19 protein-coding genes are annotated in these 24,237 nt (G+C 69.9%); 7 read left to right on the top strand and 12 right to left on the bottom strand.

Annotation, left to right across the window (positions count from 1 at the left end):
* Position 1: 1 nt before the first annotated feature.
* From OM513_RS12895 to OM513_RS12945, 11 genes are all read right to left on the bottom strand, one after another.
* Entirely contained in the window at positions 2-922 is a 921-nt protein-coding gene (locus tag OM513_RS12895) for an SDR family oxidoreductase (RefSeq protein WP_264944808.1), read from the bottom strand.
* Between the two features lie 83 nt (positions 923-1,005).
* The gene (locus OM513_RS12900; protein ID WP_264944809.1) at positions 1,006-3,570 is read right to left on the bottom strand and encodes an aminopeptidase N C-terminal domain-containing protein; all 2,565 of its coding nucleotides are present in this window, start codon (positions 3,568-3,570) and stop codon (positions 1,006-1,008) included.
* 10 nt (positions 3,571-3,580) lie between these two features.
* A complete protein-coding gene (locus tag OM513_RS12905) occupies positions 3,581-4,549 on the bottom strand; it encodes a CPBP family intramembrane glutamic endopeptidase (RefSeq protein WP_264944810.1) in 969 nt (322 codons plus the stop codon).
* Positions 4,550-4,641: 92 nt separating this feature from the next.
* Positions 4,642-6,786, bottom strand: a complete 2,145-nt coding sequence (locus OM513_RS12910) for a TonB-dependent receptor (RefSeq protein ID WP_264944812.1) — start codon at positions 6,784-6,786, stop codon at positions 4,642-4,644.
* 142 nt (positions 6,787-6,928) lie between these two features.
* Positions 6,929-7,891: an oligopeptide/dipeptide ABC transporter ATP-binding protein gene (locus tag OM513_RS12915; RefSeq protein WP_264944813.1), complete on the bottom strand. Its 963-nt coding sequence runs from the start codon at positions 7,889-7,891 to the stop codon at positions 6,929-6,931.
* Positions 7,888-8,871 (bottom strand): ABC transporter ATP-binding protein, encoded by a 984-nt coding sequence (locus tag OM513_RS12920; RefSeq protein WP_264944814.1) that lies wholly within the window; start codon positions 8,869-8,871, stop codon positions 7,888-7,890. Before OM513_RS12920 ends, OM513_RS12915 begins: the two co-directional genes overlap by 4 nt.
* Positions 8,868-9,740 (bottom strand): ABC transporter permease subunit, encoded by an 873-nt coding sequence (locus OM513_RS12925; RefSeq protein WP_264944815.1) that lies wholly within the window; start codon positions 9,738-9,740, stop codon positions 8,868-8,870. Before OM513_RS12925 ends, OM513_RS12920 begins: the two co-directional genes overlap by 4 nt.
* Positions 9,740-10,741: an ABC transporter permease gene (locus OM513_RS12930; protein ID WP_264944817.1), complete on the bottom strand. Its 1,002-nt coding sequence runs from the start codon at positions 10,739-10,741 to the stop codon at positions 9,740-9,742. Before OM513_RS12930 ends, OM513_RS12925 begins: the two co-directional genes overlap by 1 nt.
* A gap of 21 nt (positions 10,742-10,762) precedes the next feature.
* Positions 10,763-12,346: an ABC transporter substrate-binding protein gene (locus OM513_RS12935; RefSeq protein ID WP_264944819.1), complete on the bottom strand. Its 1,584-nt coding sequence runs from the start codon at positions 12,344-12,346 to the stop codon at positions 10,763-10,765.
* The gene (locus OM513_RS12940) at positions 12,339-13,451 is read right to left on the bottom strand and encodes a serine hydrolase domain-containing protein (protein ID WP_264944821.1); all 1,113 of its coding nucleotides are present in this window, start codon (positions 13,449-13,451) and stop codon (positions 12,339-12,341) included. The genes OM513_RS12935 and OM513_RS12940 overlap by 8 nt, the downstream gene beginning before the upstream one ends.
* Positions 13,452-13,463: 12 nt before the next feature.
* On the bottom strand, positions 13,464-14,396 hold the full coding sequence (locus OM513_RS12945) for a BKACE family enzyme (RefSeq protein ID WP_264944822.1): 933 nt from the start codon (positions 14,394-14,396) through the stop codon (positions 13,464-13,466).
* 97 nt (positions 14,397-14,493) lie between these two features.
* Between OM513_RS12945 and OM513_RS12950 the strand changes: the two genes are divergently transcribed.
* The 6 genes from OM513_RS12950 to OM513_RS12975 are packed head-to-tail and all read left to right on the top strand — an operon-like array spanning position 14,494 to position 22,022.
* Complete coding sequence (locus OM513_RS12950) at positions 14,494-15,744, top strand: sarcosine oxidase subunit beta family protein (RefSeq protein WP_264944824.1); 1,251 nt, start codon at positions 14,494-14,496, stop codon at positions 15,742-15,744.
* Between the two features lie 10 nt (positions 15,745-15,754).
* Positions 15,755-16,045: a sarcosine oxidase subunit delta gene (locus OM513_RS12955; protein ID WP_264944825.1), complete on the top strand. Its 291-nt coding sequence runs from the start codon at positions 15,755-15,757 to the stop codon at positions 16,043-16,045.
* Positions 16,042-18,963 carry a sarcosine oxidase subunit alpha family protein gene (locus OM513_RS12960; protein ID WP_264944826.1) on the top strand — a complete coding sequence of 974 codons (2,922 nt, stop codon included), beginning with the start codon at positions 16,042-16,044 and terminating at the stop codon, positions 18,961-18,963. The genes OM513_RS12955 and OM513_RS12960 overlap by 4 nt, the downstream gene beginning before the upstream one ends.
* Positions 18,956-19,480 carry a sarcosine oxidase subunit gamma gene (locus OM513_RS12965; RefSeq protein ID WP_264944828.1) on the top strand — a complete coding sequence of 175 codons (525 nt, stop codon included), beginning with the start codon at positions 18,956-18,958 and terminating at the stop codon, positions 19,478-19,480. Before OM513_RS12960 ends, OM513_RS12965 begins: the two co-directional genes overlap by 8 nt.
* Complete coding sequence (locus tag OM513_RS12970; protein ID WP_264944829.1) at positions 19,477-20,910, top strand: serine hydrolase domain-containing protein; 1,434 nt, start codon at positions 19,477-19,479, stop codon at positions 20,908-20,910. Before OM513_RS12965 ends, OM513_RS12970 begins: the two co-directional genes overlap by 4 nt.
* Complete coding sequence (locus tag OM513_RS12975; RefSeq protein ID WP_264944831.1) at positions 20,907-22,022, top strand: C45 family autoproteolytic acyltransferase/hydolase; 1,116 nt, start codon at positions 20,907-20,909, stop codon at positions 22,020-22,022. The genes OM513_RS12970 and OM513_RS12975 overlap by 4 nt, the downstream gene beginning before the upstream one ends.
* A gap of 9 nt (positions 22,023-22,031) precedes the next feature.
* Here OM513_RS12975 and OM513_RS12980 read toward each other — a convergent pair whose 3' ends face one another.
* On the bottom strand, positions 22,032-22,718 hold the full coding sequence (locus OM513_RS12980) for a helix-turn-helix domain-containing protein (RefSeq protein ID WP_264944832.1): 687 nt from the start codon (positions 22,716-22,718) through the stop codon (positions 22,032-22,034).
* Between the two features lie 195 nt (positions 22,719-22,913).
* On the opposite strand from OM513_RS12980, the gene OM513_RS12985 reads away from it, so the two are divergent.
* Positions 22,914-24,236 (top strand): aspartate aminotransferase family protein, encoded by a 1,323-nt coding sequence (locus OM513_RS12985; RefSeq protein WP_264944834.1) that lies wholly within the window; start codon positions 22,914-22,916, stop codon positions 24,234-24,236.
* The last annotated feature ends 1 nt before the right edge of the window (position 24,237 follow it).

The raw sequence follows: 24,237 nt of genomic DNA on the forward strand, positions 1-24,237 counted from the left end.
CTCACTGCGGGGAAAGCGTCAGGTCGACGCCGGCCTGGCGCCCCACCTCGGCCAGCGATTCCACCACCGATTTCGGGTGGATGGCGCCGGTGAAATCCTCGATCCGGTCCCATGCGGCGGCCAGCGCCTCGGGCGTCACGCCGTCCTCGGGCGGGGACGACCAGCCGATGCTGCGTTCCCAGCGGACGCGCGCATACCATCCCGCCCCGGCCTCATAGAGCGCGCCGTTCGCCGGGCAGCTCTCATGCGCCAGGCACAGCACCAGCGGAGTGATCAGCTCGGGCTTCAGCCCTTCCAGCAGCTTGGCCGGCATCACCGTCTCGGTCAGCCGCGATGCGGCCACCGGGGCAATGCTGTTGACGCGGATGCCCTTGGCCCCGCCCTCCACCGCCAGCGTGTTCGCCAGCCCCAGCATGCCCAGCTTGGCCGCCGAATAATTGGCCTGGCCGAAATTGCCGTAGATGCCCGCCGCGGAGACGGTCATCACGATGCGGCCATATCCTTGCGCGCGCATGTGCGGCCATGCCGCGCGCGTCACCGCATGGGTACCGTTCAGATGGACGTCGAGCACCAGCCGCCACTGTTCGCCGGTCAGGTTGTGATAGGCCACGTCGCGCAGGATGCCGGCATTGTTGATCACGATGTCGACGCGGCCGAAGCTGTCGATCGCGTTTTCGATGATGCGCGCACCATCGAGCACCGAATGGGTATCGCCGATCGCCTCGCCCCCGGCCGCGCGGATCTCGTCCGCCACGCGCTGCGCCACCGATGTGTCGCTGCCCGCGCCGTCGGCCGTGCCGCCCAGGTCGTTGACCACCACCCGAGCCCCGCGCGCGGCGAGCGCCAGCGCATGGCTGCGCCCCAGCCCCTGCCCGCCCCCGGTAACCACCGCCACCTTGCCGGCAAAGTCGAGCCCGTCCATCAACCTCTCCCCGATATTGAATATATATTCCGTAACGGAATATTCAATTCCGAGTCAAGGGGCTCCGGAAATATCCGTCCCGCTCACTCCAGGAAGCGCCCCACGATATCCGCCAGCGCCGCCGAGCAAGCCCCCGCCAGCCCGTCCAGCAGCGCGCGCATCGCCTCGCCGCGCGGCCCGGCGAAGCGGCGCCAGTTGCCGAGGTCGGTCGATCGCAGCAGCCATGCCGCCACCACCGGATTGCGCGCGTCCAGATCGCGCAGCACCTCGCCCAGCAGCGCATATCCGCCGCCGCCGGAGTCGTGGAAACCGCGCAGGTTATGGACGAAGAAGGCGCTGCACAGCGATCGCGCCTGCGCCACGTCGCCCGCATCGAACGCCGGATCGCGCAGCAGCGTGCGCACCGTCTCCGCGGTATCCGCCGCCGGGCGCAGCGCCTGGATCTCGAACCAGCGCCGCAGCAGCGCGGGCCGGCGCTCCCACCGCCGCCGCGCCGTTTCGGCCAGTGCCGGATCGGGTCCGCCATGGGTGCGCGTCAGCATCCTCAGCGCCGCCACCTCCTGGTTCGGCGATTGCGCCGCGGCGAACTGCGCCCGCGCCGCGGCCTCCGCCGCCGCGCCGCCGCCCGCCAGCCACAGCTCCAGCGCGGCGTTGCCCAGCGCACGCGCGCCGATCGCAGCGGGTCCATGGCTGTCCGGCGGCGGGGCGGGCACCGCCGCGCGCGCGCGTTGCAGTGCCCCGTCCAGCATGCCGCCCAGCGCGCCGCGCACCGCGCTCCAGGCCGCATGCAGCGCCTCCGGGTCCGGGAAGTCGAGCGGCTCCAGCAGCGCGCGCGGCTCCGGCAGGGCGATCAGTTCCGCCGCCATCGCCGGATCGTCCGCCGCCCGCGCCAGCACCTCGCCCAGCGCCCCGGCCAGGCCGTGCGCCGCGTCCTCCGCCGCCGCGCCCGCCAGCACCGCCGCGATCGCGCGCGTGGCGAGCTGCTGGCTGGCGTCCCAGCGCCGGCACGGGTCGCCGCCGCCGGTCATCGCCGCCGCCAGCGCCGCGTCGCCGCGCCGCTCGCGCAGGATCACCGGCGCGCTGACCCCGTCGAACAGCATCGGCGCCGCCCGGCCGTCCGCGGGCCAGCGCAGCTCGGCCGATCGCCCGTGCAGCACCGGCACGCCCCCGATGCGCGTCTGTTCACCAACTTCGGCGTCCACTTGTTCCACATCGGGGTCCATCCGCCCCAGCGGCAGCGGCCGCGAATCCCCCGCCCCGCCGGCCCGCCGCACCGCCATTCCGGGCCGCCCCAGCACATCCTCCGCCAACGGCTCCGCGGCTACCGCCAGCGCCCCCGGCGTCTCGAACCATGCCAGGAACCCGCCCAGGTCCACCCCCGCCCCGGCGCCGATCTCCCTCAGCGCGTCCTCGATCCGCGCGGGCCTGCCGTCGCAGGCGTCGAGGAACCGGTTCAGCCCCCGCGCGAAGCCCTCCGCCCCGGTCAACTCGCTGATCATACGGAAGATTTCGGCGCTCTTGATATAGGCCGTGGGGGTATAGAGGTTGAACGGCTCGGCATATTCCGGCGGCCGCGCCGGGCGGGCGGAGGGGCCGAGATCCTCCGGAAGCTGCTGGGTGCGGAATACCCGGAGCGGCCACAGCCGCATCGCCGGCCCGTGCCGCTCCTCGGCGTAGAGCTGGTGCCGCAGCGTCGTCAGCCCTTCCTTCAGGCACAGCTCGAACCAGTCCCGGCACGGCACCCGGTTGCCCGTCCAATGGTGCAGATATTCGTGCGCGACGTTGATCTCCACGCCCAGCCGGTCCAGGTCCGTGGCCGTTTCGGGATCGACCAGGCCGACCGATTCGTCGAAGAAATTCAGCCCCTTGTTCTCCATCGCGTGGAAAGCGAGCGGGCTGAAGACGGCGATGTTATAGGTATCCAGATCATATTCGCGGCCCAGCCGCCGCTCCTCCCACGCCATCACCGAGCGCAGGCAATCGAGCGCGAAGCGGGCGCGCTCCGCCGGGCCGTTCAGCACATGCGCGGCCAATGCGATCGTCCGTCCGGAGCGGGTGACGTGCCGGTCCTCGATCGTTTCGAACGGCCCCGCCGCCAGCGCGAAGAGATAGCAGGGCTTGGGCACCGGATCGCGCCAGCGCACCCAATGCCGCCCGCCCGGCGCCGCCCCTTCCGCCTCGCGCTCGCCGTTGGAGAGCAGCACGGGGAAATCCGCGCGCGAGCCCGCCAGCGTCGCGGTCATCCGCACCAGCACGTCCGGCCGGTCCGGAAAGGGGATGATCCGGCGAAAACCCTCTGGCTCGCAATGGGTTACCAGCGCCGCTCCGGCCGGATAGAGGCCCTGGAGGCTGGTGTTGGCGGCGGGGTCCAGCACCACCTCCGCCGACACGGTCAGCGTCTCGCCCCGCGGCACCACCGCCAGTTCGCCGCTGCGCCCGCCCACAGCCTGCGCCACGCCGTCGACGGTCAGGCTCGCGATCTCCATGTCGCGCCAGTGGAGGACCAACGGCTCCCCCGGCGCGGCGGCGGGATTGCGGCGGAAGCTGCATTCCGCCCGCACCCGCGTCTCGCGGGCGTCGAGGTCGAACCACAGCGCCACCTCGCCCGCATCGCACGCGGGCGGGCGATAGTCCGCACGGGTCGGCACTGGACCGGGCTCAGGCCCCGGCGGCGTCGCGCCGGCCGAGCTGCGGCCCGGCCATCACGAAGACGAACAGCCCCGCGAGCCCGACCACCAGCGCCCGCACGATCAGCGCGCCCGCCGGGTTCCCGCCCTCGACCACGCCGGAAACCAGCGCGCCATCGTTGAGGAAACCATGCACCGCGATCGCCGCCAGCGCGCTCCCGCCCGTCCGGTTGACGAAATAGGCCATCACGATGGACCCGCCGATGCACCAGATCGCGAAGAGCGGCAGATAGGCGAGCAGATAGAGCGCGAAGCCCATCTGCGAAGGCGTGGCGAACAGGATGTCGCGCGACACGTGCCAGATCGCCCAGGCGAAGCCGAGCAGCAGCGCGGCCTTGATCGGCGACATCACCTCCTGCAGCGCGGGCAGCGCATAGCCGCGAAAGCCCAGCTCCTCCAGCAGCCCGCCCTGGTTGAGGAAGAACGCCTCCAGCAACAGCAGCAGCACCGCCGATGTCTGGAGCGCGGGGTTGAACTTCACCGTCCAGCCGAAGGTGCCGGTCAGCATCGATTGCGCGGCGAATACGATCAGTTGCAGCGCGAACAGGCTGACGAACAGCAACAGCCAGCTCCGCAGCCCGCTGCGCGCGCCAACGCCGATCCACGGGCGCAGCCGCGCCAGCAGCGCGCGCACCGCCGGGCCGCCGCCATATTTCGCCGCGACGCCGATCGCGACCAGCGCCGGGATGATCGAACCCATCGCCGCGATCACCAGCACCGGCTCGCTCGAAACCGCGCTCAGCAACGGGATCAGCGCCCCGCCGCGCATCGTGACGCCCGAATTGGCCATCGTCTGCTGCAGCAGCTCGACGAACTTGAACGGCCCGCCGTGGAGCGGGAAGAAGGGATCGGGATAATAGGCGAACAACAGCGCCAGGATCAGCGGGATGGCGAAGGTCCAGCCGTAGAAGACGGCGAACCTGCGGAAACCGTTGGGCATCACAATTCTCCCCCTTCCGGCAGCCCGGGCTGCATTGGTTGCTTGTATCATTGGCGGGCGCGGGGCGGGATATGCCGCCCCGCGCCGCGCGGTCAGAATTTGGCGCGGACGGTCACGCCATAGGTCGCCGGCCGGTTGGCCGTGTAGATGCCCATGCCGGGCAGCGACGGATCGGAAAGCGTCGCATATGCGGCGAACTCGTCCGTCACATTGTCGGCGAACAGCACGATGTCGTACTTCGGCCCCTCGAAGGCAAGCTGGAGGTCCAGCACCTCATAGGAGTCGAGCCGCTCGGCCGGATTGTTGTCGGCGAAGTTGTAGCGCTTGCCGACGAACGACCAGTTGGCGCGGAACGCCGCGTTCCACTCCCCGCCGATCGGCAGGCTGTATTCGCCGCCCAGCCCGGCCTTCCACTTGGGCACCAGCGGCAGCTCGTTGCCCTTCAGCGCCGCGACCACCGGCCCGCCCGGGGTGGTGATGATCACCGTGTCGGACAGCTTGGCGTCGGTATAGTTGCCGCTCAGGTTGAGCGTCAGCCCGGTCGCGGGACGCGCGACCAGCTCCAGCTCGACGCCGTCGCTGGTGGCGTTGCCGCCGTTGAACGTGCCGGTGAACACCGCCGCATTGGCCGGAAGCTGGATGTCCTTCCAGTCCATGTGATAGGCCGCCAGGTTGAAGGTCAGGCGGCGGTCGAACAGCTCCGACTTGAAGCCCGCTTCATAGTTCCACAGCGTATCGGGCGCATAGGTGGTGGCGAGCGGCACGCCCAGCAGGTCGAAGATCGGCTTGCTGGGGTTTGCGCCGCCGGCGCGGAAGCCGCGCGACGCGGTGGCATAGAACATCGCGCTGTCGGTCACGTCGTACTTCAGGCTGAAGCGCGGCGCGAACTCCGAGGATTTCTCGACCGAGCTGTTCGACAGGCCCGGGCCGGTCAGCGCGCCGCTGCTGATGAAGCGGAACCGGTCGTTCTCCTCGAAATAGCGCAGGCCGATGGTGGCGTGCAGCCGGTCGGTGACGTGCCAGGTGCCCTCGCCGAACAGCGCCCACTGGCGGAACTTATAGTCGTTGTCGCCGTCGAGCAGCGCGCCGAGATACGGGTTGGTCACCACGCTGCTGACGAAGGTGCGCTTGCTGTTCTTGTAGAAACCGCCGACGACCCAGTCGACCGGACCCGGCTTGGCCGAGACCAGGCGGACCTCCTGGACGAAGATCTTATAGTCCGATGCGTTCACCTGAAGCGCGGTGACGCCCGGCGGCAGCAGGCCGGTGGCCGCGCCGGTCTGGTCGATGCTGTGCGTGGTCGCGCGATCGAAATAGGAGGTCGACGAGATCAGGTTCGCGAACCCGCCGTCATATTTCACGGTCAGGTTGTAACGATCGAAATCGTCGTCGCGGCCCTCGGGAAGGTAGCGGAACTGCTGGCGGGCGCGGTTGGAGATGAACTCGCCGTCATTCTCCTGGTTCGAACCCTGATAGGTCAGCACCACTTCGAGCGCGGCATCCGGCGTCCAGGCGAGCGCGGCGCGATAGTTGAGCGAATGGCCGTCGTTGACGTTCTTCTGCCCCAGCAGGACATTGTCGATATAGCCGGCGTCGTGACGGTAGCTGCCCACCACGCGCAGCGCCAGCGTGTCGCTCACGATCGGGATGTTGACCATTCCGTCGAGCGAATAGTTCCAGCCGCCGCCCTTGATCTTGGAAACGGTGCCCTGCGCCGCCGCGGCGAAGGCGGTGGCGTCGGGCTGGCGGGTGATGATGCGCACGGTGCCGCCCAGCGAGGATTCGCCGAACAGCGTGCCCTGCGGACCGCGCAGGATCTCGACGCGGTCGATGTCGAACATCTTGACGTCGGGCTGGGCGGTCGGATCGGCGGTGACGGGCATCTCGTCGATGTAGAAGCCGGTCGAGGACTCGCCGGTCTGGGTAGAGATGCCGCGGATCGTCACGCGGTTCAGGCCGGGGCCGAACGACGCGAACTCAAGGCCGGGCACCTTGCCGGCGAAATCCTGAAGGCTGTCGGCGCCGAGCTTTTCCAGCGCCTCGCCGGTCTCGACCGAGATCGAGATCGGAATGTCCTGCACCTTTTCTTCGCGGTGCGTGGCGGTGACGACGATCTCGTCCTTGTCGGCGGTCTCGGCCTCCTGCGCGGCCGCGCCGGTGCTGGTTGCGATGCCGAGGATGGACGCTGCGGCCAGGATGCCCACGCGGGCAGTCCGGAAGTTGCGATGAGTGCTCATTGGCCCCCCTTTCCCTGAAGTTTCGAAGCGGCCGCTATCCGGCCCGGCGGGGTGAGCATGTGATCCGCCATCCCCGCTGACCAACGAGAATAATGTATTCCGAAAAATCATGTCAATTCCAAATTTGAATATTCTATCGCCCCTATTCGGGGCTGCCGCCCGGGGCCGCGCGCCAGCAGCGCACGCGCCAGGAGCCGCCGTCTTCCAGGGCGAGAAGTTGCTGATCGCGGGCGCATTCCGGGCCTGCCAGCGGGCAGCGCGCGGCATAGCGGCAGCCGCCGGAAGGGTGCGCGGCCAGCTCGTCGGCGGCAACGATCGCTTCCAGGAAATCGGGACCGTCCACTTCCGGGACGGCGCTGAGCAGCGCCTGCGTATAGGGATGGCGCGGGGCGGACAGCACCTCGCCCGCCGCGCCCTCCTCCACCACCTGCCCGCCGTACATCACGATCACCCGGTCGGCCAGGTGGCGCACCACCGCGACATTGTGGCTGATCAGCACATAGGACAGCCCGCGTGCCCGTTGCAGCTCCAGCAACAGGTTCAGTATCTGGCCCTGCACCGAGAGGTCGAGCGCCGATGTCGGCTCGTCGAGCACCAGCAGCGCGGGCTCCAGCGCCAGCGCGCGGGCGATGGCGATGCGCTGGCGCTGTCCGCCGGAGAATTCGTGCGGAAAGCTGTCGATCCGCGCGGCCGGAAGCCCCACCGCCCCCGCCAGCGCGATCGCCCGTTCGCGCCGCTCCGCGCGGTCGCCGATCCCCTGCACCGCCAGCGGCTCGGCGATGATGTCCGCCACGCGCATCGCGGGATTGAACGAGGATTGCGGGTCCTGGAACACCATCTGGACGTCGCGGCGATACTGGCGCTCGCCCGCGCCCCGCCCGCTCCCCACGTCGAAACCGCGCACCCGGATCGCGCCGCCGGCCAGCGGCACCAGCCGCAGGATCGCCTGCGCCAGCGTGCTCTTGCCGCACCCGGATTCGCCCAGCACGCCCAGCGTCTCGCCGCGCCCCAGCGATGCGGACACCCCGTCCACCGCGCGCACCGTGCCATAGCGCACCTCGGCCGCGTCGATGTGCAGCACCATGTCTTCCCCGCCTCCGCTCATGCTTCGCGGCCCGGCTGGAGGCGCCAGCAGGCGGCCTGATGCCCGTCGCCGATGCCGGTCCACCCCGGCCGCGCGGAACAATCCGCCACCGCCTCGGCACAGCGCGGAGCGAAGCGGCAGCCGGGCGGCGGCGCCACCGGCGACACTGCGGGCGCGTCCAGGCTCGCGATCGGCTCGCGCGGCGCGAACCGCTCGGGCAGCGAGGCGAGCAGCGCGCGGGTATAGGGATGCGCGGCCCCGGCGATCACCGCGGCGGTCGGCCCCTGCTCCACGATCTGGCCGGCATGGATCACATAGATGCGGTCGCACAGATGGCGCACCACGCCGATGTCATGGGTGATCAGCAGCACCGCCGTTCCGCGCTTGCGCGCCATGTCGCGCAGCAGCCGCAGCACCTGCGCCTGCACGGTCACGTCCAGTGCGGTGGTCGGCTCGTCGGCCACCAGCACCTCCGGCCCGCAGGCGAAGGCCATCGCGATCAGCACGCGCTGGCGCATGCCGCCGCTCAGCATGAAGGGATAGGCGCGCATCACGCGGTCCACGTCGCGGATCTGCATGTCGGCAAGCAGCTCGCGGGCGCGCGCCTCGGCCTCCGCCCGGTTCGCGCTGGTGTGGCGGCGGATCACGCCGGTTAGCTGCCCGCCGATACGCAGCAGCGGGTTGAGCGCGTTCATCGGCTCCTGGAAGATCATCGCGATCCGCGCGCCGCGGATCTCCTCCAGCCGCCGTTCGCCCAGGCCCAGCAGTTCCTCGCCCAGCACGCGCACCGATCCCCCGGTGCTGCAACCGCGCCCGGGCAACAGCCCCAGCAGCGCGGTGGCGGTCACCGACTTGCCCGATCCGGATTCGCCGATCAGACCCACGATCTCCCCCGGCGCGACCGCGATCGACAGCGCGTCGAGCACCTCCGCACGACCGGCCGGGGTATCGAACGCCAGGCTCAGCCGGTCGATCGCGATGGCGGGTCCGGCGCCGCTCATGCGCGGTCTCCCTTCGGGTTGGCGAGCGATCCGATCGCATCGCCCACCAGGTTGAATCCCAGCGCGGTCAGCAGGATCGCCAGCCCCGGCAGCGTCGCGTACCACCAGGCGCTCAGGATATAGCTCTGCCCGGCGTTCACCATCGCGCCCCATTCGGCCAGCGGCGGCTGCGCGCCCAGGCCGATGAAGCTCAGCGTCGCCACGCCGATCATCGCGTTGCCCACGTCCAGCGTCGCGATCACCAGCATCGGCGCCATCAGGTTGGGCAGGATATGGCGCACCAATATGTGCCACGGCCCGGCGCCAAAGGTGTGCGCGGCGAGGACGAAGCCGTGCTGGCGCAGCGCCAGCGCCTGGCCGCGCGCCACCCGGCAATATCCCGGCACGCCCAGCACGCCCATCGCGATCATCGCGTTGGTCAGGCTCGGCCCCAGCGCCGCCGCCAGCGCCAGCGCCAGCACCAGCCCGGGCAGCGCCATCACCAGATCCATGAAGCGCATGATCGCCGCGTCGATCCATCCGCCCATCAGGCCGGAGAAGCCGCCGATCAGCGTCCCCGCCAGCGCGCCGATCGCCACCACGCCCAGCCCGATGCCCAGCGAGGTGCGCGCGCCCCACAGGATGCGCGAATAAAGGTCGCGGCCCACCTCGTCGGTGCCCGCCCAGTGCGTGGCATCCGGCGGCAGCAGCCGCGCGGCCATGTCGATCGCGTCCGGATCATGCGTCGCCAGCAGCGGCGCGAGCAGCGCGGCCAGCACCGCGGCGATCAGCAGCCCCAGCCCGATCCGGGCCGAGAGCGATCCGGTCACCCGGCGCAGCAGCCGCGCGCCCGGCGCCGGGCCGGCCAGCGTCTCTCCCGGATCCGCCATCATGCCACCCCGCGGATGCGCGGATCGACGAGCAGGTACAGCAGGTCGACGATCAGGTTGGTGACCACATAGACCACCGATACGACCACGGTGAATCCCATGATCACCGGGAAATCGAGCGCGAAGGTGGCCGCGAGCACATAGGAGCCCGCCCCCGGCCAGGCGAAGATCGTCTCCACCACCACCGATCCGAACAACAGCCCGCCCACCGCCATGCCCACCACCGTCACCAGCGGCAGCAGCGCGTTGCGCAGCGCATGGCGCAGGATGATCGTCGAACGGCGCAGGCCCATCGCGCGCGCGGTGCGGATATAGTCCTCGCCCAGCGCCTCCAGCATCGCCGTGCGCGTCAGCCGCATGAATCCGCCCGCGGTGGAGACCGCCAGCGTCAGCGTGGGCAGCGCCAGGTGCAGCGCGGCGTCGCCGAAAGCCACGAGGTCGCCCGCCAGCAGGCTGTCGATCAGCAGCATCCCCGTCACCGTCGGCGGCGGCGTCAGCGCGGGATCGAGCCGCCCGCCGCCGGGCAGCAGGTTGAGCTGGCCATAGAAGAACAGCATCAGCAGCAGCGCGGTAACGAAGCGCGGCGCCGAAACGCCGGTGATCGCGAACAGCCGCAGCAGGTGATCGGGCCAGCGATCGGCATAGACCGCCGCCGCCACCCCAAGCGCCACCCCCAGCACCACCGACGCCGCCAGCGACACCAGCATCAGCTCGACGGTCGCCGGGAAATAGGACAGCAGCTCGGGCAGCACCGGGCGGCGCGTGACCACCGAAGTGCCCAGGTCGCCCTGCAGCAGATCGCCCAGGAAGCTGAGGTACTGGACGTACAGCGGCCGATCGAGCCCAAGCTGGGCGCGCAGCTCCGCCACCGCCTGCGCCCCGGCGCGCGGCCCGGCCATCATCTGCGCCGGATCGCCGGGGACGATATGCGATATGGCGAAGGTGATCAGCGTGACCCCGAACAGCACGCCGATCATCATCAGCAGGCGCTGCCCTATCATCCTGGCAACCGGCACGGCGGATCAGCCCCCCGCGCGGCGGCGCATCGCGGCCACGTCATAGACCAGCGGCCGCCACGCGCTGTACGCGACATTCTCCAGTTCCGAACGATAGGCGAGCAGCCCGTTGGCGGAGAACAGGAAGATGCGCGGCACATCGGCGACGATCAGCGTCTGCGCCTCGCGGTACAGGCCCAGGCGGGCCGGCGTGTCCGGCTCCGATTGCGCGCGCAGCAACAGCGCGTCCACCTTAGGATTGGCGTAGAAGGCGGTGTTGCCGCCGGGGCCGGCGTTCTTCGAGAAGAACAGCGGGAAGGTGACCAGCCACGGGTCGGCAATGGCCGCCACGAAATTGTTCATGGCCAGCTCATAGGTGCCGCCCATGATCTTCTCCATCGCGGCCGATGGCGCGACGGGCTCCAGCGTCAGCGTGACGCCGATCTCCTTCAGATTGGCCTGGATCATCAGCACGGTGGAGTTCAGCGTCGATCCGCCCTGCACATAGGTGAGCGTGAAGGCCGCGTTGGCATGCCCCGCCTCCGCCAGCAGCGCGCGCGCCGCGGCAACGTCGCGCTTGGGATGCTTCACCGTGGGATCATAGCCCGGCATGCCGATCGGGATCGGCCCCGCCTGCGGCGTCGCATAGCCCTGCATCACCGATTTCACGACCGCTTCATAGTCGATCGCCAGCGCCAGCGCCTTGCGCACGCGGATGTCGGAGAGCACCGGATTGCGGTTGTTGATGTCCACGAACACCATCGACGGCCCCGGCTGGTTGAACAGCGTGACGCCGGAGATCGTCTTGAACCGCTCGACATCGTCGATGCCCACGCCCTCGCACACGTCGATCCGGCCCTTCTCCATCTCCAGCCGGCGGGCGTTCGCCTCGCGGATGTAGCGGAACACGACGCGGTCGAAATAGCGGTCGCGCTGGGGATGGTGCGGGTTGGCGACCATCACGAGCTGCTGTCCGCGCTCCCAGCGTTCGACGCGATAGGGGCCGCTGCCCGCGCTGTTCTCCGAAAGCCAGGCGGCGGCGCTGTCGCCGTCCTTGGCCTTGGCCGCCACCGCGGGGTTCACGAACACGCCGCTCACCGCCAGGAAGTTGAGCAGGATCGGGAAAGGCTGGCCCAGCTCGAAACGCAGCGTGTAATCGTCCACCACCGCATAGCGCTTGAGCCAGAAGAAGTTGGCGGCAAGCCCCGGCTGGAGTTTCAGCGCGCGCTTGTAGCTGAAATCGAACGCCTGGGCGGTGACCGGCGAGCCGTCGTCAAACTTGTGATCGCGGCGCAGGTGGAAGGTCCACACGAGCCCGCTCGGGTCCGACTCCCATTTCTCCGCCAGCACGCCCGCGAACTTGCCGGTGGGCACGCCCTCCGGGCTCAGCTCCTCGCGCACCAGCCGTTCATAGGCCAGCTCCATGATCGAACCGTCGGTCAGCGATCCTTCGAACGCCGGGTCCAGGTTGCGATTGTCCTGCGCGCGGCCCACCACCAGCGTGCGGCCGTTGGTGCCCCCCGCCCCGCCGCCGCCGCCGCGGCAGCCGGCCAGCGCGATCGAGGCGCCCATCATGATCAGCGCGGTACGGCGGTTCAGGGCATCAGACATCGCGGGAATCTCCCTGCTGGAGGATCGGGTGTTCGGCGGCATAGGCGGCGACGCGCGCGCCGAAGGCAAGCAGGTCGTCGCCCGAGGCGCAGGCGGGATCGTCGGCGTTGACCATCACCGCCACGGCCATCCCGTGCGCCGGATAGCAATGGACGTCGGTGCGGTATCCGGGGGTCCAGCCGCCATGGCCGAACCGCTCGCCCAGCGGGCTGTCCGACACCAGCACGCCCAGGCCATAGCTGCCGCCGATTGGTGCGGCGGCGGGCTGGGCGCAGGCCTTCACCGCGTCGCGGTGACGCGAATCGGGGCCGCCGAGCAGGCGCAGCGCGAAACGCGCCATGTCGCCCGAGCTGCTCGCCCAGCCGCCGCCCGCCCATTCCGATCCGGGATGCAGCGTCAGCGCCCCATCCTCCATCGACCGGCGGGGAAGCCCCATCGGATTCGGCCCGCGGAAGCCGGGCACCAGGCCGGGGATGCGGCGCCGGTCCGCGGCGAAGGTCTCGCCCAGGCCCCAGGGCTCAAGCACGAGCCGCCGGACCAGATCGTAATAGCCCTCGCCCGCCGCCGCCTCGATCGCCAGCCCGGCGACCAGGAAGGCGGCGTCGGTATAGGCAAAGGCCTCGCCCGGGGCGAACAGCGGCGGCAGATCCAGGATACAGCCGATCAGCCGCTCCGGATCGCAGAACTGTTCAGGATCGCCCAGGATCAGCGCCGCCAGCGGAGCGAAGGCGGGCACGTTCATATAGTCGTGCAGCCCCGCGCTGTGGCTGAGCAGGTGGCGCAGCCGCATCGCGGCATGGTTGGGCAGCCGCGCGAACCACGGCCGGGCGCCCAGATAGTCCGCCACGGGCGCGTCGAGCGAGAGCACGCCCTGATCGGCCAGCAACCGCGCGATCGCGCCGACATACATCTTGCCGACGCTCGCCTGCAGCATCACCGCGTCCGGCGCCATCGCGGCGCCGGCGTCCGGGTCCGCCATGCCGGCAGCGGCCACCAGCGTCCGCCCGTCCGCCAGCGCCACCGCCGCGGTCGCGCCCGGGAAGCCCCGTTCGGCGCGCAACGCCGCGATCAGACCGGCCAGGCCGCTATCCAGGATATCGCTCACGCCCGCCACCGCTCAGAAGTTGACCTTGTCGGCACCCTTGGTGCCCAGCATCGCGCGCGCCTCGTCCGGGGTCGCGACCTCGATAGACAGATCCTCCAGGATGCGGCGGATGCGCCGCACCTGATCGGCGTTCGATCGGGCCGGCTTGCCCTTGGCATCCCACAAGCTGTCCTCCAGCCCGACACGCACGTTGCCCCCCAGGATCGCGCCCAGCGTGATGAACTTCATCTGGTTACGTCCGGCCGCAAGGTTCGACCAGTAATATTGGTCGCCGAACAGCTCGTCGGCGGTCTGCTTCATGTGCAGCACATGCGCCGGATTGGCGCCCAGCCCGCCGACGAAGCCGTAGATCGACTGGATGAAGAAGGGCGGCTTCACCCACCCCTGGTCCGCGATGAATTTCAGGCTGTGGAGATGCCCGATATCGAAGCATTCGAACTCGAACCGAACCCCGCGCTTCTCGCCAAGTTCGCGGGCGATATATTCCATCCCCTCGAACGTGTTGACGGTGTTCAGCCCCTTGGTCATCGCCATGAACTCGCGTTCCCAGGCGTGCTTCACCTTGTCGCCATAGCGCGGCAGCATCGCGAACAGCGCGGCGTTCATCGGCCCCATGTTGAACGAGCAAAGCTCGGGCGAGAAGCGCATCGGCGCCAGCATCCGCTCCTCAAAGGTGCCGGGCTGGCCGGTGGTGATGTTCAGGATGGCGTTGGTCTGCTGCTTGATGCGCGGCAGGAACTGTCCGTAGACCTCCGGATCGGTGGTCGGCCGCCCGTCGATCGGATCGCGCGCGTGAAGGTGGATGATCGCCGCCCCGGCCTCCGCCGCGGCCACCGATTCCTCCACGATCTGATCCGGCGTGATCGGCAGATAGTCGGACTGGCACGGCAGGTGGACGGCGCCCGTCACCGCGCAGGTGATGATGGCTTTGTCGGCGTGAATCATACTCTCCCCCAAGGCTTTCGATCTCTTGCAACGGAGAGTTGCATAATATATTCGCTTTGGGAATAGTTTTTTCGTAATCAGCATAAGCGAGACAGGGGTGGGGTTCAGCTTTCTGGAAATCCTGCGCAACGCCGCAGGGGGGCATCGCGGGTGGCGGCGGCAATGGCCCTCCCCGGAGCCCAAGGCCGCCTATGACGCGGTGATCGTGGGCGGTGGCGGCCATGGGCTGGCGACCGCTTATTATCTCGCGTCAGAGCATGGCATGCGGAACATCGCGGTGGTGGAGCGCGGCTGGATCGGCGGCGGCAACACCGGCCGGAACACCACCATCATCCGCTCCAACTATCTGTGGGAGGAAAGCGCCGCGCTCTACGATCACGCGCTGCGCCTGTGGGAACCGCTGTCGCAGGCGCTGAACTACAATGTGATGTTCTCGCCGCGCGGGGTGATGATGCTCGCGCACTCGGTTCACGACGTGCAGGTGCTCAAGCGCCACGTCCATGCCAACCGGCTGGCGGGCATCGACAATGAATGGCTGACGCCGGAGGAGGCCAAGGCCTTCTGCCCGCCGCTCAGCATCGATCCCGCCGCGCGCCATCCGGTGATCGGCGCCACGCTCCAGCGGCGCGGCGGGGTGGCGCGGCACGATGCGGTGGCCTGGGGCTATGCCCGCGCCGCCGCCGCGCTTGGCGTGGACATCATCGAGAACTGCCCCGTCACCGGCATCCGCCGAGACGCGGCCGGCCATGTCTGCGGCATCGACACCGGGCGCGGCCCCATCGCCACGCGGCGGCTGGGGCTGGTCGTCGCGGGGCACAGCTCGACGCTGCTGGCGATGGCCGGGCTGCGCGCGCCGATCGAGAGCTATCCGCTCCAGGCGCTGGTTTCGGAGCCGCTGAAGCCGGTGATCCCCTGCGTCGTCATGTCGAACACCATCCACGCCTATATCTCGCAATCCGACAAGGGCGAGCTGGTGGTCGGCGCCGGCACCGACGCCTATGTCTCCTATTCCCAGCGCGGCGGGCTGCACGTGCCGATGCACACGCTGGAGGCGATCTGCGAGCTGTTCCCCACGCTGCGGCGGGTGCGGATGATGCGCAACTGGGGCGGCATCGTGGACGTTACCCCCGATCGCTCGCCGATCATCGGCAAGACGGACGTGCCCGGCCTGTTCGTCAACTGCGGCTGGGGCACGGGCGGGTTCAAGGCCACGCCCGGTTCCGGCCATGTCTTCGCCCACACCATCGCGCGCGGCGAGCCGCATCCGCTCAACGCCCCCTTCACCTTCGATCGCTTCCGCACCGGCCGCCTCATCGACGAGGCGGCGGCGGCGGCGGTCGCGCACTGACCCGAGTCCCATGCTGCTGATCCCCTGCCCGCATTGCGGCCCCCGGCCCGAGATCGAGTTCGCCTATGGCGGCGAGGCGCATGTCGCCCGCCCCGAGGATCCTTCCGCGCTCGACGACGACGCCTGGGCCGCCTTCCTCTACGAACGGCAAAACCCGAAGGGCGTGCATGCCGAACGCTGGCGCCACGTCCATGGCTGCGCGCGCTATTTCAACCTGCTGCGCGAGACGGCGGGCGACCGAATCCTGGCCGCCTATCCGGCCGGCCAGCCGCGCCCGGACCTTCCGGAGACCGCACGATGAGCCGCGCCCGCCTGCCCGATGCGCCGCTGATCGATCGCGACCGGCCGGTGCTGTTCCAGTTCGACGGACGCGAGATGACCGGGTTCGCCGGCGACACGCTCGCCTCCGCGCTGCTCGCCAACGGGGTGCGGCTCGCCGGACGCTCGTTCAAATACCATCGCCCGCGCGGCATCGCGACGATCGGCGCGGCGGAGCCGAACGCGCTCGTCACCGTCGATCGCGGCGGGGGGCGGACCACGCCCAACCTGCGCGCGACGATGGTCGAGCTGCACGAGGGGCTGGAGGCCGCCAGCCAGAACCGCTGGCCCTCGCTGCACCGCGACGTCGGCGCCGTGACGGGCTGGTTCGCACCGCTGCTGACGGCGGGCTTCTATTACAAGACCTTCCTGTGGCCGCGCGCCTTCTGGCATCGCGTGTACGAGCCGGTGATCCGCCGCGCCGCGGGGCTCGGCAAGGCGCCCGCCGCGCCCGATCCGGACCGCTACGCCACCCGCTATGCGCATTGCGACCTGCTGGTGGCCGGCGCCGGCCCGGCGGGGATCGCCGCCGCGCTGACCGCAGCCGAGGCGGGCCGGCGCGTGATCCTGTGCGACGAGAATGCGGTGCTTGGCGCGTCGCTGCTCGACGATCCGGAGGCGCTGGTGGAGGGCGTTCCCGCGCGTCGCTGGCGTTCCGACGCGCTGGCGCGGCTGGCGGCGCTGCCCAACTGCCGCCTGCTGCCGCGCACCACCGCGTTCGGCCTGTTCGCGGACGGGATGGCGGGGCTCGCCGAGCGGGTGACCGACCACTTGCCGTCCCCGGCCGCCGCGCACGGCCCGCGCGAGCGGCTGTGGCAGGTGCGCGCCGCGCGCATCCTGCTCGCCACCGGCGCGATCGAGCAGCCGCTGGTCTTCCCCGGCAACGATCGCCCCGGCGTGATGCTGGCGGGTGCCGCGCGCGCCTATGCCCGGCGCTACGGCGTGCTGGCGGGCAGCCGTGCGGTGCTGGTGACCGGGGCGGATCGCGCGTGGCATGATGCCTTCGATCTGGCCGCGCTGGGCCTGCCGGTCGCGCTGATCGCCGATGTCCGCGCGGACGTGGCGCCGGAGCTCACCGCCCGGGCCGCCGCGCTCGGCATCCCGGTGTGCCCCGGCGCGCGGATCGATGGCGTGTCGGGCACCCACGCCGTCCGCGCCGTGACGATCGGCGGGCGGCGGATCGCCTGCGACCTGCTGCTCTCCAGCGCCGGCTGGCTGCCCGCCATCCATCTCCACGCCCAGACGGGCAGCAGGGCGGTTTTCGATCCCGCGCGCAACATCTTCCTGCCCGGCGACCCCGTGCCCGGCGTGGGCAGCGCGGGCGCCTGCAACGGCAGCTTCGCGCTGGACGCGGCGGTGGCGGAGGGACGCGCGGCGGCGCGCTCCCCCGCTGCGCTACCGCATGGCACGGAAGGCGGCGGCGTATCGCTCCCCGGGCCGGACGCCGATCGCGGCAAGGCCTTCATCGACCTGCAGAGCGACGTCACCACGCGCGACATCCGCATCGCCGTGCAGGAAGGCTTCCACTCGATCGAGCATATCAAGCGCTACACCACCACCGGCATGGGGGTGGACCAGGGCAAGTCGTCCAACCTCGCCGCGCTCGCCATCGCATCGGCGCGGCTGGGCAAGCCGATCCCGGAGGTGGGGCTCACCACCTTCCGCATGCCCTATACCCCCGTCAGCTTCGGCATGCTGGCCGGGGCGGCGCGCGGCGAGCTGTTCGATCCGCTGCGCCGCACGCCCATCGATCCCTGGGCGCAGGCGCAGGGCGCGGTGTTCGAGCCGGTCGGAAACTGGCGCCGCGCGCGCTATTTCCCGCGCGCGGGCGAAGACATGCACGCCGCCGTCGCGCGCGAATGCCGCACGGTGCGATCCACGGTGGGGCTGTTCGACGCCTCGACGCTGGGCAAGATCGAGGTGGTGGGGCCGGACGCCGCCACCTTCATGGAGCGAATCTACACCAACGCCTGGCGCAAGCTGGAGCCCGGGCGATGCCGTTATGGGCTGATGCTGCGCGAGGACGGGTTCATCTTCGACGACGGCGTGGTCGGGCGGCTGGCGGAGGACCGGTTCCACGTCACCACCACCACCGGCGGCGCCGCGCGCGTGCTCGCCCATATGGAGGATTACCTCCAGACCGAATGGCCCGATCTGGACGTCTGGCTCACCTCCGTCACCGAGCAATGGGCGGTGATCGCGGTGCAGGGGCCGCGCGCGCGCAGGCTGATCGCGCCGCTGGTCGGCGACATCGACCTTTCCGACGCGGCGATGCCGCACATGAGCGTTCGCACCGGCCACATCATCGGCGTGCCCGCCCGCCTGTTCCGCGTCAGCTTCACCGGCGAGCTGGGTTTCGAGGTCAACGTCCCCCCCTCACAGGCGCGCGCGGTGTGGGATGCGCTGTGGGAACGTGCCCGGGCGCTCGACGGCACCGCCTATGGCACGGAGGCGATGCACGTGCTGCGCGCCGAGATGGGCTTCATCATCGTCGGCCAGGATACCGACGGCACGGTGACGCCCGCGGACGCCGGGCTCGGCTGGATGATCGGCAAGGCCAAGAAGGACTTTGTCGGCAAGCGATCGCTGGTCCGCCCCGACATGCTCGCCGCGAACCGCAAGCAGCTCGTCGGGCTGCTGACCGAGGAGCCGGGGCTGGTGCTGGAGGAGGGCGCGCAGGTCGTGGACGATCCCGCGCCCGCGCCGGGCACGCACGCGATCGGCCATGTCACCTCGGCCTATTGGAGCGAAGCGCTCGGCCGTTCGATCGCGATGGCGCTGGTCGAAGGAGGCGGCGCAGGCGCGGACCGTCTGTACGTCTCCGGCGATCGCGGCTTCCATCCGGTGCGCACCGCGCCCCTCCCCTTCCTCGATCCTGCCGGAGAACCCGCCGATGGCTGACCTCCACGCCCCGGCAACGCGCTCCGGCACGCCCGGATACCGCCGCCTGTCGCTGCGCCTGCGCCCCGAATCCGCCCCGCCGGCGCTGGCCGGACTGCCGCTGCCGCGCGAAACCGGCGCGGTGTCGGATCGCGCCGGGCTGGCGATCCTGACGCTTGGCCCCGGCGAATGGCTGCTGATCGGCGAGCCCGGCGCCGTCCCCTCCGTCGCGGCGGCGGGCGATGCGCTGGGCGCGCTGCCGCATTCGGCGGTGGACGTATCCGAACGGCAGATCGGCTTCACCCTTTCCGGCCCCGGTGCCGCCGAGGTGCTGGCGGCGGGCTGTCCGCTCGACCTCGATTCCGCCGCCTTCCCGCCCGGCCGCGCCACCCGCACGCTGTTCCACAAGGCCGAGGTGGTCCTGTGGCGCCAGGCCGCGGACCGTTTCCACATCGAGGTCTGGCGATCCTTCGCACCCTATGCCGCCGCGCTGATCGACCAGGCCATCGCCGACGAAAGCTTCAGGAGAGACATGTGACCTCGAACTTCCCCGCCGCGCTCGACGCGGGCCTCGCCTCCATATTCGATCGCTTCGGCATTCCGGCAGCGGTTGCCGTCGCGGTGAAGGGCGACGAGACCTTCATCCGCACCCATGGCCCCAAGCGGATCGGCGAGCCGGAGCCGGTGGGGCCGGACACCGCCTTTTCGATCGCGTCCTGCTCCAAGGCGTTCTGCGCTACGCTGGCGGCGGCGCTGGTCGACGAAGGCGTGCTCGCCTGGGACGATCGCGTCGCCGATACGGTGCCGGAATTCGTCACTGACGATCCCTGGATCACCCGCGAGCTGCGGCTGCGCGACGTGCTGGGCATGCGCACCGGCTACAAGCGCGAGGGCGCGCCCGAATTCGGGTTCAACCCGTCGCGGCCGTCGCAGGACTATTTCCCGATGATGCAGTTCATCCCGCGCGAGGCCGGCTTCCGCGAGAAGACGACCTATATGAACGCCGGCTATGCCGCTGCGTCGAAGCTGATCACCCGGCGCACCGGCCGCGCCTATCCGGACCTGATCGCGGAGAAGCTGTTCCGCCCGATCGGCATGGCCTCCGCCGTATCCAGCGAGGGCGTGCTGACCGGCCATCCCGATCATTTCTGGCCGCATGTCCGCCTGCACGATCGCACGCTGGCGCTGCCCGATCCGCTGTGCGTCGGATGGGAGGGTTCGAGCTGCGTGTACCTGTCCGCCAACGACGTGGCGCAGTGGCTGCGCTTCCAGATCAATGAGGGCATGGCCGGCGGCCGCCAGGTGATCTCGCGCGAGGCGCTGGGCGAAACGCGCAAGCCGCATTCGATCGACGTCCCCAATCCGACGACCGGCGAGCATTTCTCGCTCTATGCGATGGGGTGGCAGCAGTTCGATTACCACGGCCGGCTGGTCTACCGGCACACCGGCAGCGAGCTGGGCGCATCGACGATGATCATGTTCTGCCCGGAGGAGCAGGTGGGCGTGGCGTGCTTCGTCAACCTCTACAGCTCGGCGTTCATGCCCGCGGTGTACCTGATGCTCGATCACATGCTCGGCACCGGGGGCAAGGACTGGGAAACGCTGATGCACGACGCCTTCGTCAAGCGCGTCGACGAAGCGATCGCGGACATCCGCAAGCGCTTTCCCGATGGCGACGCCGCCCCCTTCCCCGCCGACGCGCCGGGCCGCTATTCCAGCGCGAACTTCGGCGAGGCCACGCTGACGGAGACCGGCGGCGCGCTGCGGCTGGAGATATCCGACCGGCCGATGCTCTCCGCCATGCTCGAACCCGTCGGCCCGGCGAATTTCGAGGTGCGCCACGATTTCGTCGGCATGGAGCAGGAGCTGTACGGCGATCTGATGCGCCTGGGCCTGCGCAGCGCGGAGGGGCGCGTCACCGGCTTCGAGCATTCGCTGTTCGGCGCGTTCGAGAAGGTGGCGGCATGAGGACGCAGGACATGCCCGTGATCGACCTGTCCGGCCCGCCGCGCGAGGCCGGGCGGCGGCACGGCGAGGCGATGCGCGCGCGGATCGCGGAGATTCTGGACCTGTGGCAGGAGACCGCCCAGCTTCCGCCGGGCATGGGCTTTGCCGATGCGCAGGAACTGCTGCTGACCGAAACCGGCTGCGTCGATCAGATTCGCCGCCACATCCCCGCGCTGCTCGAAGAGATCGCGGGGATTGCCGAGGGCGCCAACCAGGACCCGCGCCTCGTCCTCGCCTTCCAGCTCGGCGACGAGGCGCGCTGGTTCTTTCGTGACCGTTTCGCCGCGCCCGGCGAGCGCGGCGACCGGTGCAGCGCGATCGGCGCGCGCGGCGAGGGCGATCGCCCCGCCATCGTTGCCCAGAACATCGACGTCGGCTCCTGGGCGGACGGGATGCAGTTGCTGCTGCGCACCCGCGATCCGGAGGACGGGGCGGAGGCGCTGATCTTCACCGTCGCCGGGATGGTGGCGATGAACGGCGTCAGCGGCCGCGGCTTCGGCATGTGCTGCAACACGCTGCTCCAGCTCGCGCCCGATCCCGGCGGGCTGCCGGTGGCGGCGGTGGTACGCCGCACGCTGGCGAGCGCCAGCCTGGAGGATGCCCATCGCTTCCTCACCGCCATTCCCCACGCCTCCGGCCAGAACTATCTGCTCGGCGGGCGCGCGGGCGTGTATAATCTCGAATGCTGCGGCACCGGTGCCACGCCATATCGCCTGGGCGATCGCGCGGACCGCGTGGTCCACACCAACCATCCGCTGGCCTGCGCGGACATCCGCGCCGCGCTCGATCCGCTGCTGGAGACCAGCAGCCGCCGCCGGCTCGACAGCCTGATGGAGCGCTTCGCCGCGCGTCAGGGCGCCAGCAGCGTGGAGGAGGCGATGGCGGTGCTGCGCGCCCGCGACGACGCCGACTTCCCCGTCTGCCGCGAGACCGAGCTGGACGAGCGCGACCCCTATTGGATGACGATCGGCGCGACCGTGTTCGAGATCGGGGAGACGGTTAAGCTCCACGTCGCGGGCGGCCCGCCGACGCAGAGCGACTTCGTCACGCTGCCGGTGGCGGGCGGCGGATAGCGCGCGGGGCTATTCCGGGCGCTTGCGCGAGGCGGGGCGCTGGAACTGCTCGAACTCGGCGATGTTGGTCAGCCCCTGCGCGGCCAGCGCGCGCTCCATCGCCAGGAACTTCTTGTCCTCCGACGTGGTGATCACCAGCACCCGCGCGGTCTTGCCCTTGGGCGTGGTCATCGTGTGGCGCATGCGGATGTCCAGGTAGATGCTGTCGCCCGCCTTGAGCTTGTACGCCTCATAGAATTCGCTGTGGAAGGTCACATTGCCTTCCAGGACATAGATGAAGCGCTCGCCGAAATAGTCGCCCAGCTCCAGCGTCGGCTCCTGGCCATCGCCGGTGACCTCGCCATAGGTCGGGATCATCAGCCGGTCCTTGACCTCGACGGCGAGCTGGCGGTGGCGGATGTTGCGCCACTGGACGAGCTTGCGGTCGTTGTTGCGGTCCACCGCGATGCGCGCGGAGGCGGCCATGTTGCGCCCGAACTGCTCGTCGTCGCGGAACAGCTCGGAGATGTCGCAATCCAGCTTGCGCGATACCTCGACGAGCTTTTCGTAGGAGAGCGACATCAGATCATTCTCGATCTTCGACAGGCTCGACTGGGTCAGCCCCACCACGTCGCCCATCTTCACCATGCTCCAGCCGCGCTCGGTGCGCAGCCTGCGCATGTTCTTGCCGAGGCTGGGGCCGGTCTTTTCGCTCACCGCTTTCTCCTTGCGCAAATCTGCCTCTCCTCCACCCCCGGTTATCCTGTGCGGAGAAAATGGCAAGCGCTTCCACGCCAGGTCATTCCGAAAAGGAATATTCCATATTGACATAAATATTCTTCAAGGTGATATCCCATTCAAGGAAAACGGGGCAGCTCCTCCTGCACCCGGGTGTTGCCGGAAAGGATGGGCATGACGCTGTCGCTGCAGAAGAACGATACCGAGCTGCTGCGCCCCCGGTCCGCGGACCTCTATCGCCGCGCGCAACAGGTGATGCCGGGCGGCAATTCGCGCGTGACGATCTTCTTCCCGCCGCACCCGCCCTATGCCGATCACGGCAGCGGCTGCCGCATCACCGACGTCGACGGCGTCGAGCGCATCGATTTCGTGAACAACTATTCCTCGCTGATCCACGGCCATTGCCCGCCGGCGATCGTCGAGGCGGTGCGCCGCCAGGTGGGCGATCTGTTCGCGGTGGGCCTGCCGACGGAGAGCGAGATCGACCTCGCCGAGCTGATCACCGGCCGCGTCGCGTCGATCGAGCATATCCGCTTCGCCAATTCGGGGACGGAGGGCGTGATGTTCGCGGTGAAGGCCGCGCGCGCCTTCACCGGCCGGCCGAAGATCGCGAAGATCGAAGGCGCCTTCCACGGCAGCTACGATCCCTCGGAAACCAGCCTGGCATCGACGCCGGAGAACTGGGGCGGCATCGATCGCCCCGCCGCGGTGGCGCTGTGCCACGGCACACCCGCCTCGTCGCTCGCCGATACGGTGGTGATCCCGCACAACAATGTGGAGGTTTCGCGCCGCCTGCTGCGCGAGGCCGGTGAGCAGCTTGCCGGCGTGCTGATCGATCCGCTGCCCTCGCGGCTCCACTTCATGGGCACGTCGCCGGAATTCCTCGCGATGCTTCGCGAGGAGACCGAGCGCCTCGGCGCGCTGCTGATCTTTGACGAGGTTTACAGCTTCCGCCTCGGCTTCGGCGGCGCGCAGGAGGCGCTCGGTATCCGGCCGGATCTTACCGCGCTGGGCAAGATCATCGGCGGCGGCATGCCCGTGGGCGCGGTCGGCGGCCGGGCGGACGTGATGCGGGTGTTCGTCGAGGGCGGGCCGAAGCTGGTCCACGGCGGCACCTATAACGCGAACCCCGTCACCATGGTGGCCGGCCGCACCGCGATGGAGATGCTCGATCGCGAGGCCTTCGCGCGGCTCGAACGGCTCGGCGACCGGCTGCGCGCGGGGATGGCCGAGATACTCGCGCGGCGCGGCATCGCCGGCACGGTCCGCGGCCAGGGATCGCTCGCCAGCATCCGCTTCTCGGACAAGCCCGCGAACGACTATCGCGACATCGTGACCGACGGCGCCGACATGGAGCTGGCGGCGCGGCTCCACCGCGGGCTGCTCGACAGCGGCATTTTCTGCACCTCGACGCTGCTGTTCATCCTCTCCACGCCGATGGACGAGGCGGTGATCGATACCGCGCTCGAACGGATCGACGCGGTTCTGGCGGCCTGAG

Origin of the sequence: Sphingomonas canadensis (assembly GCF_026013525.1) — a bacterium.
GTDB classification, from domain to species: Bacteria; Pseudomonadota; Alphaproteobacteria; order Sphingomonadales; family Sphingomonadaceae; genus Sphingomonas; species Sphingomonas canadensis.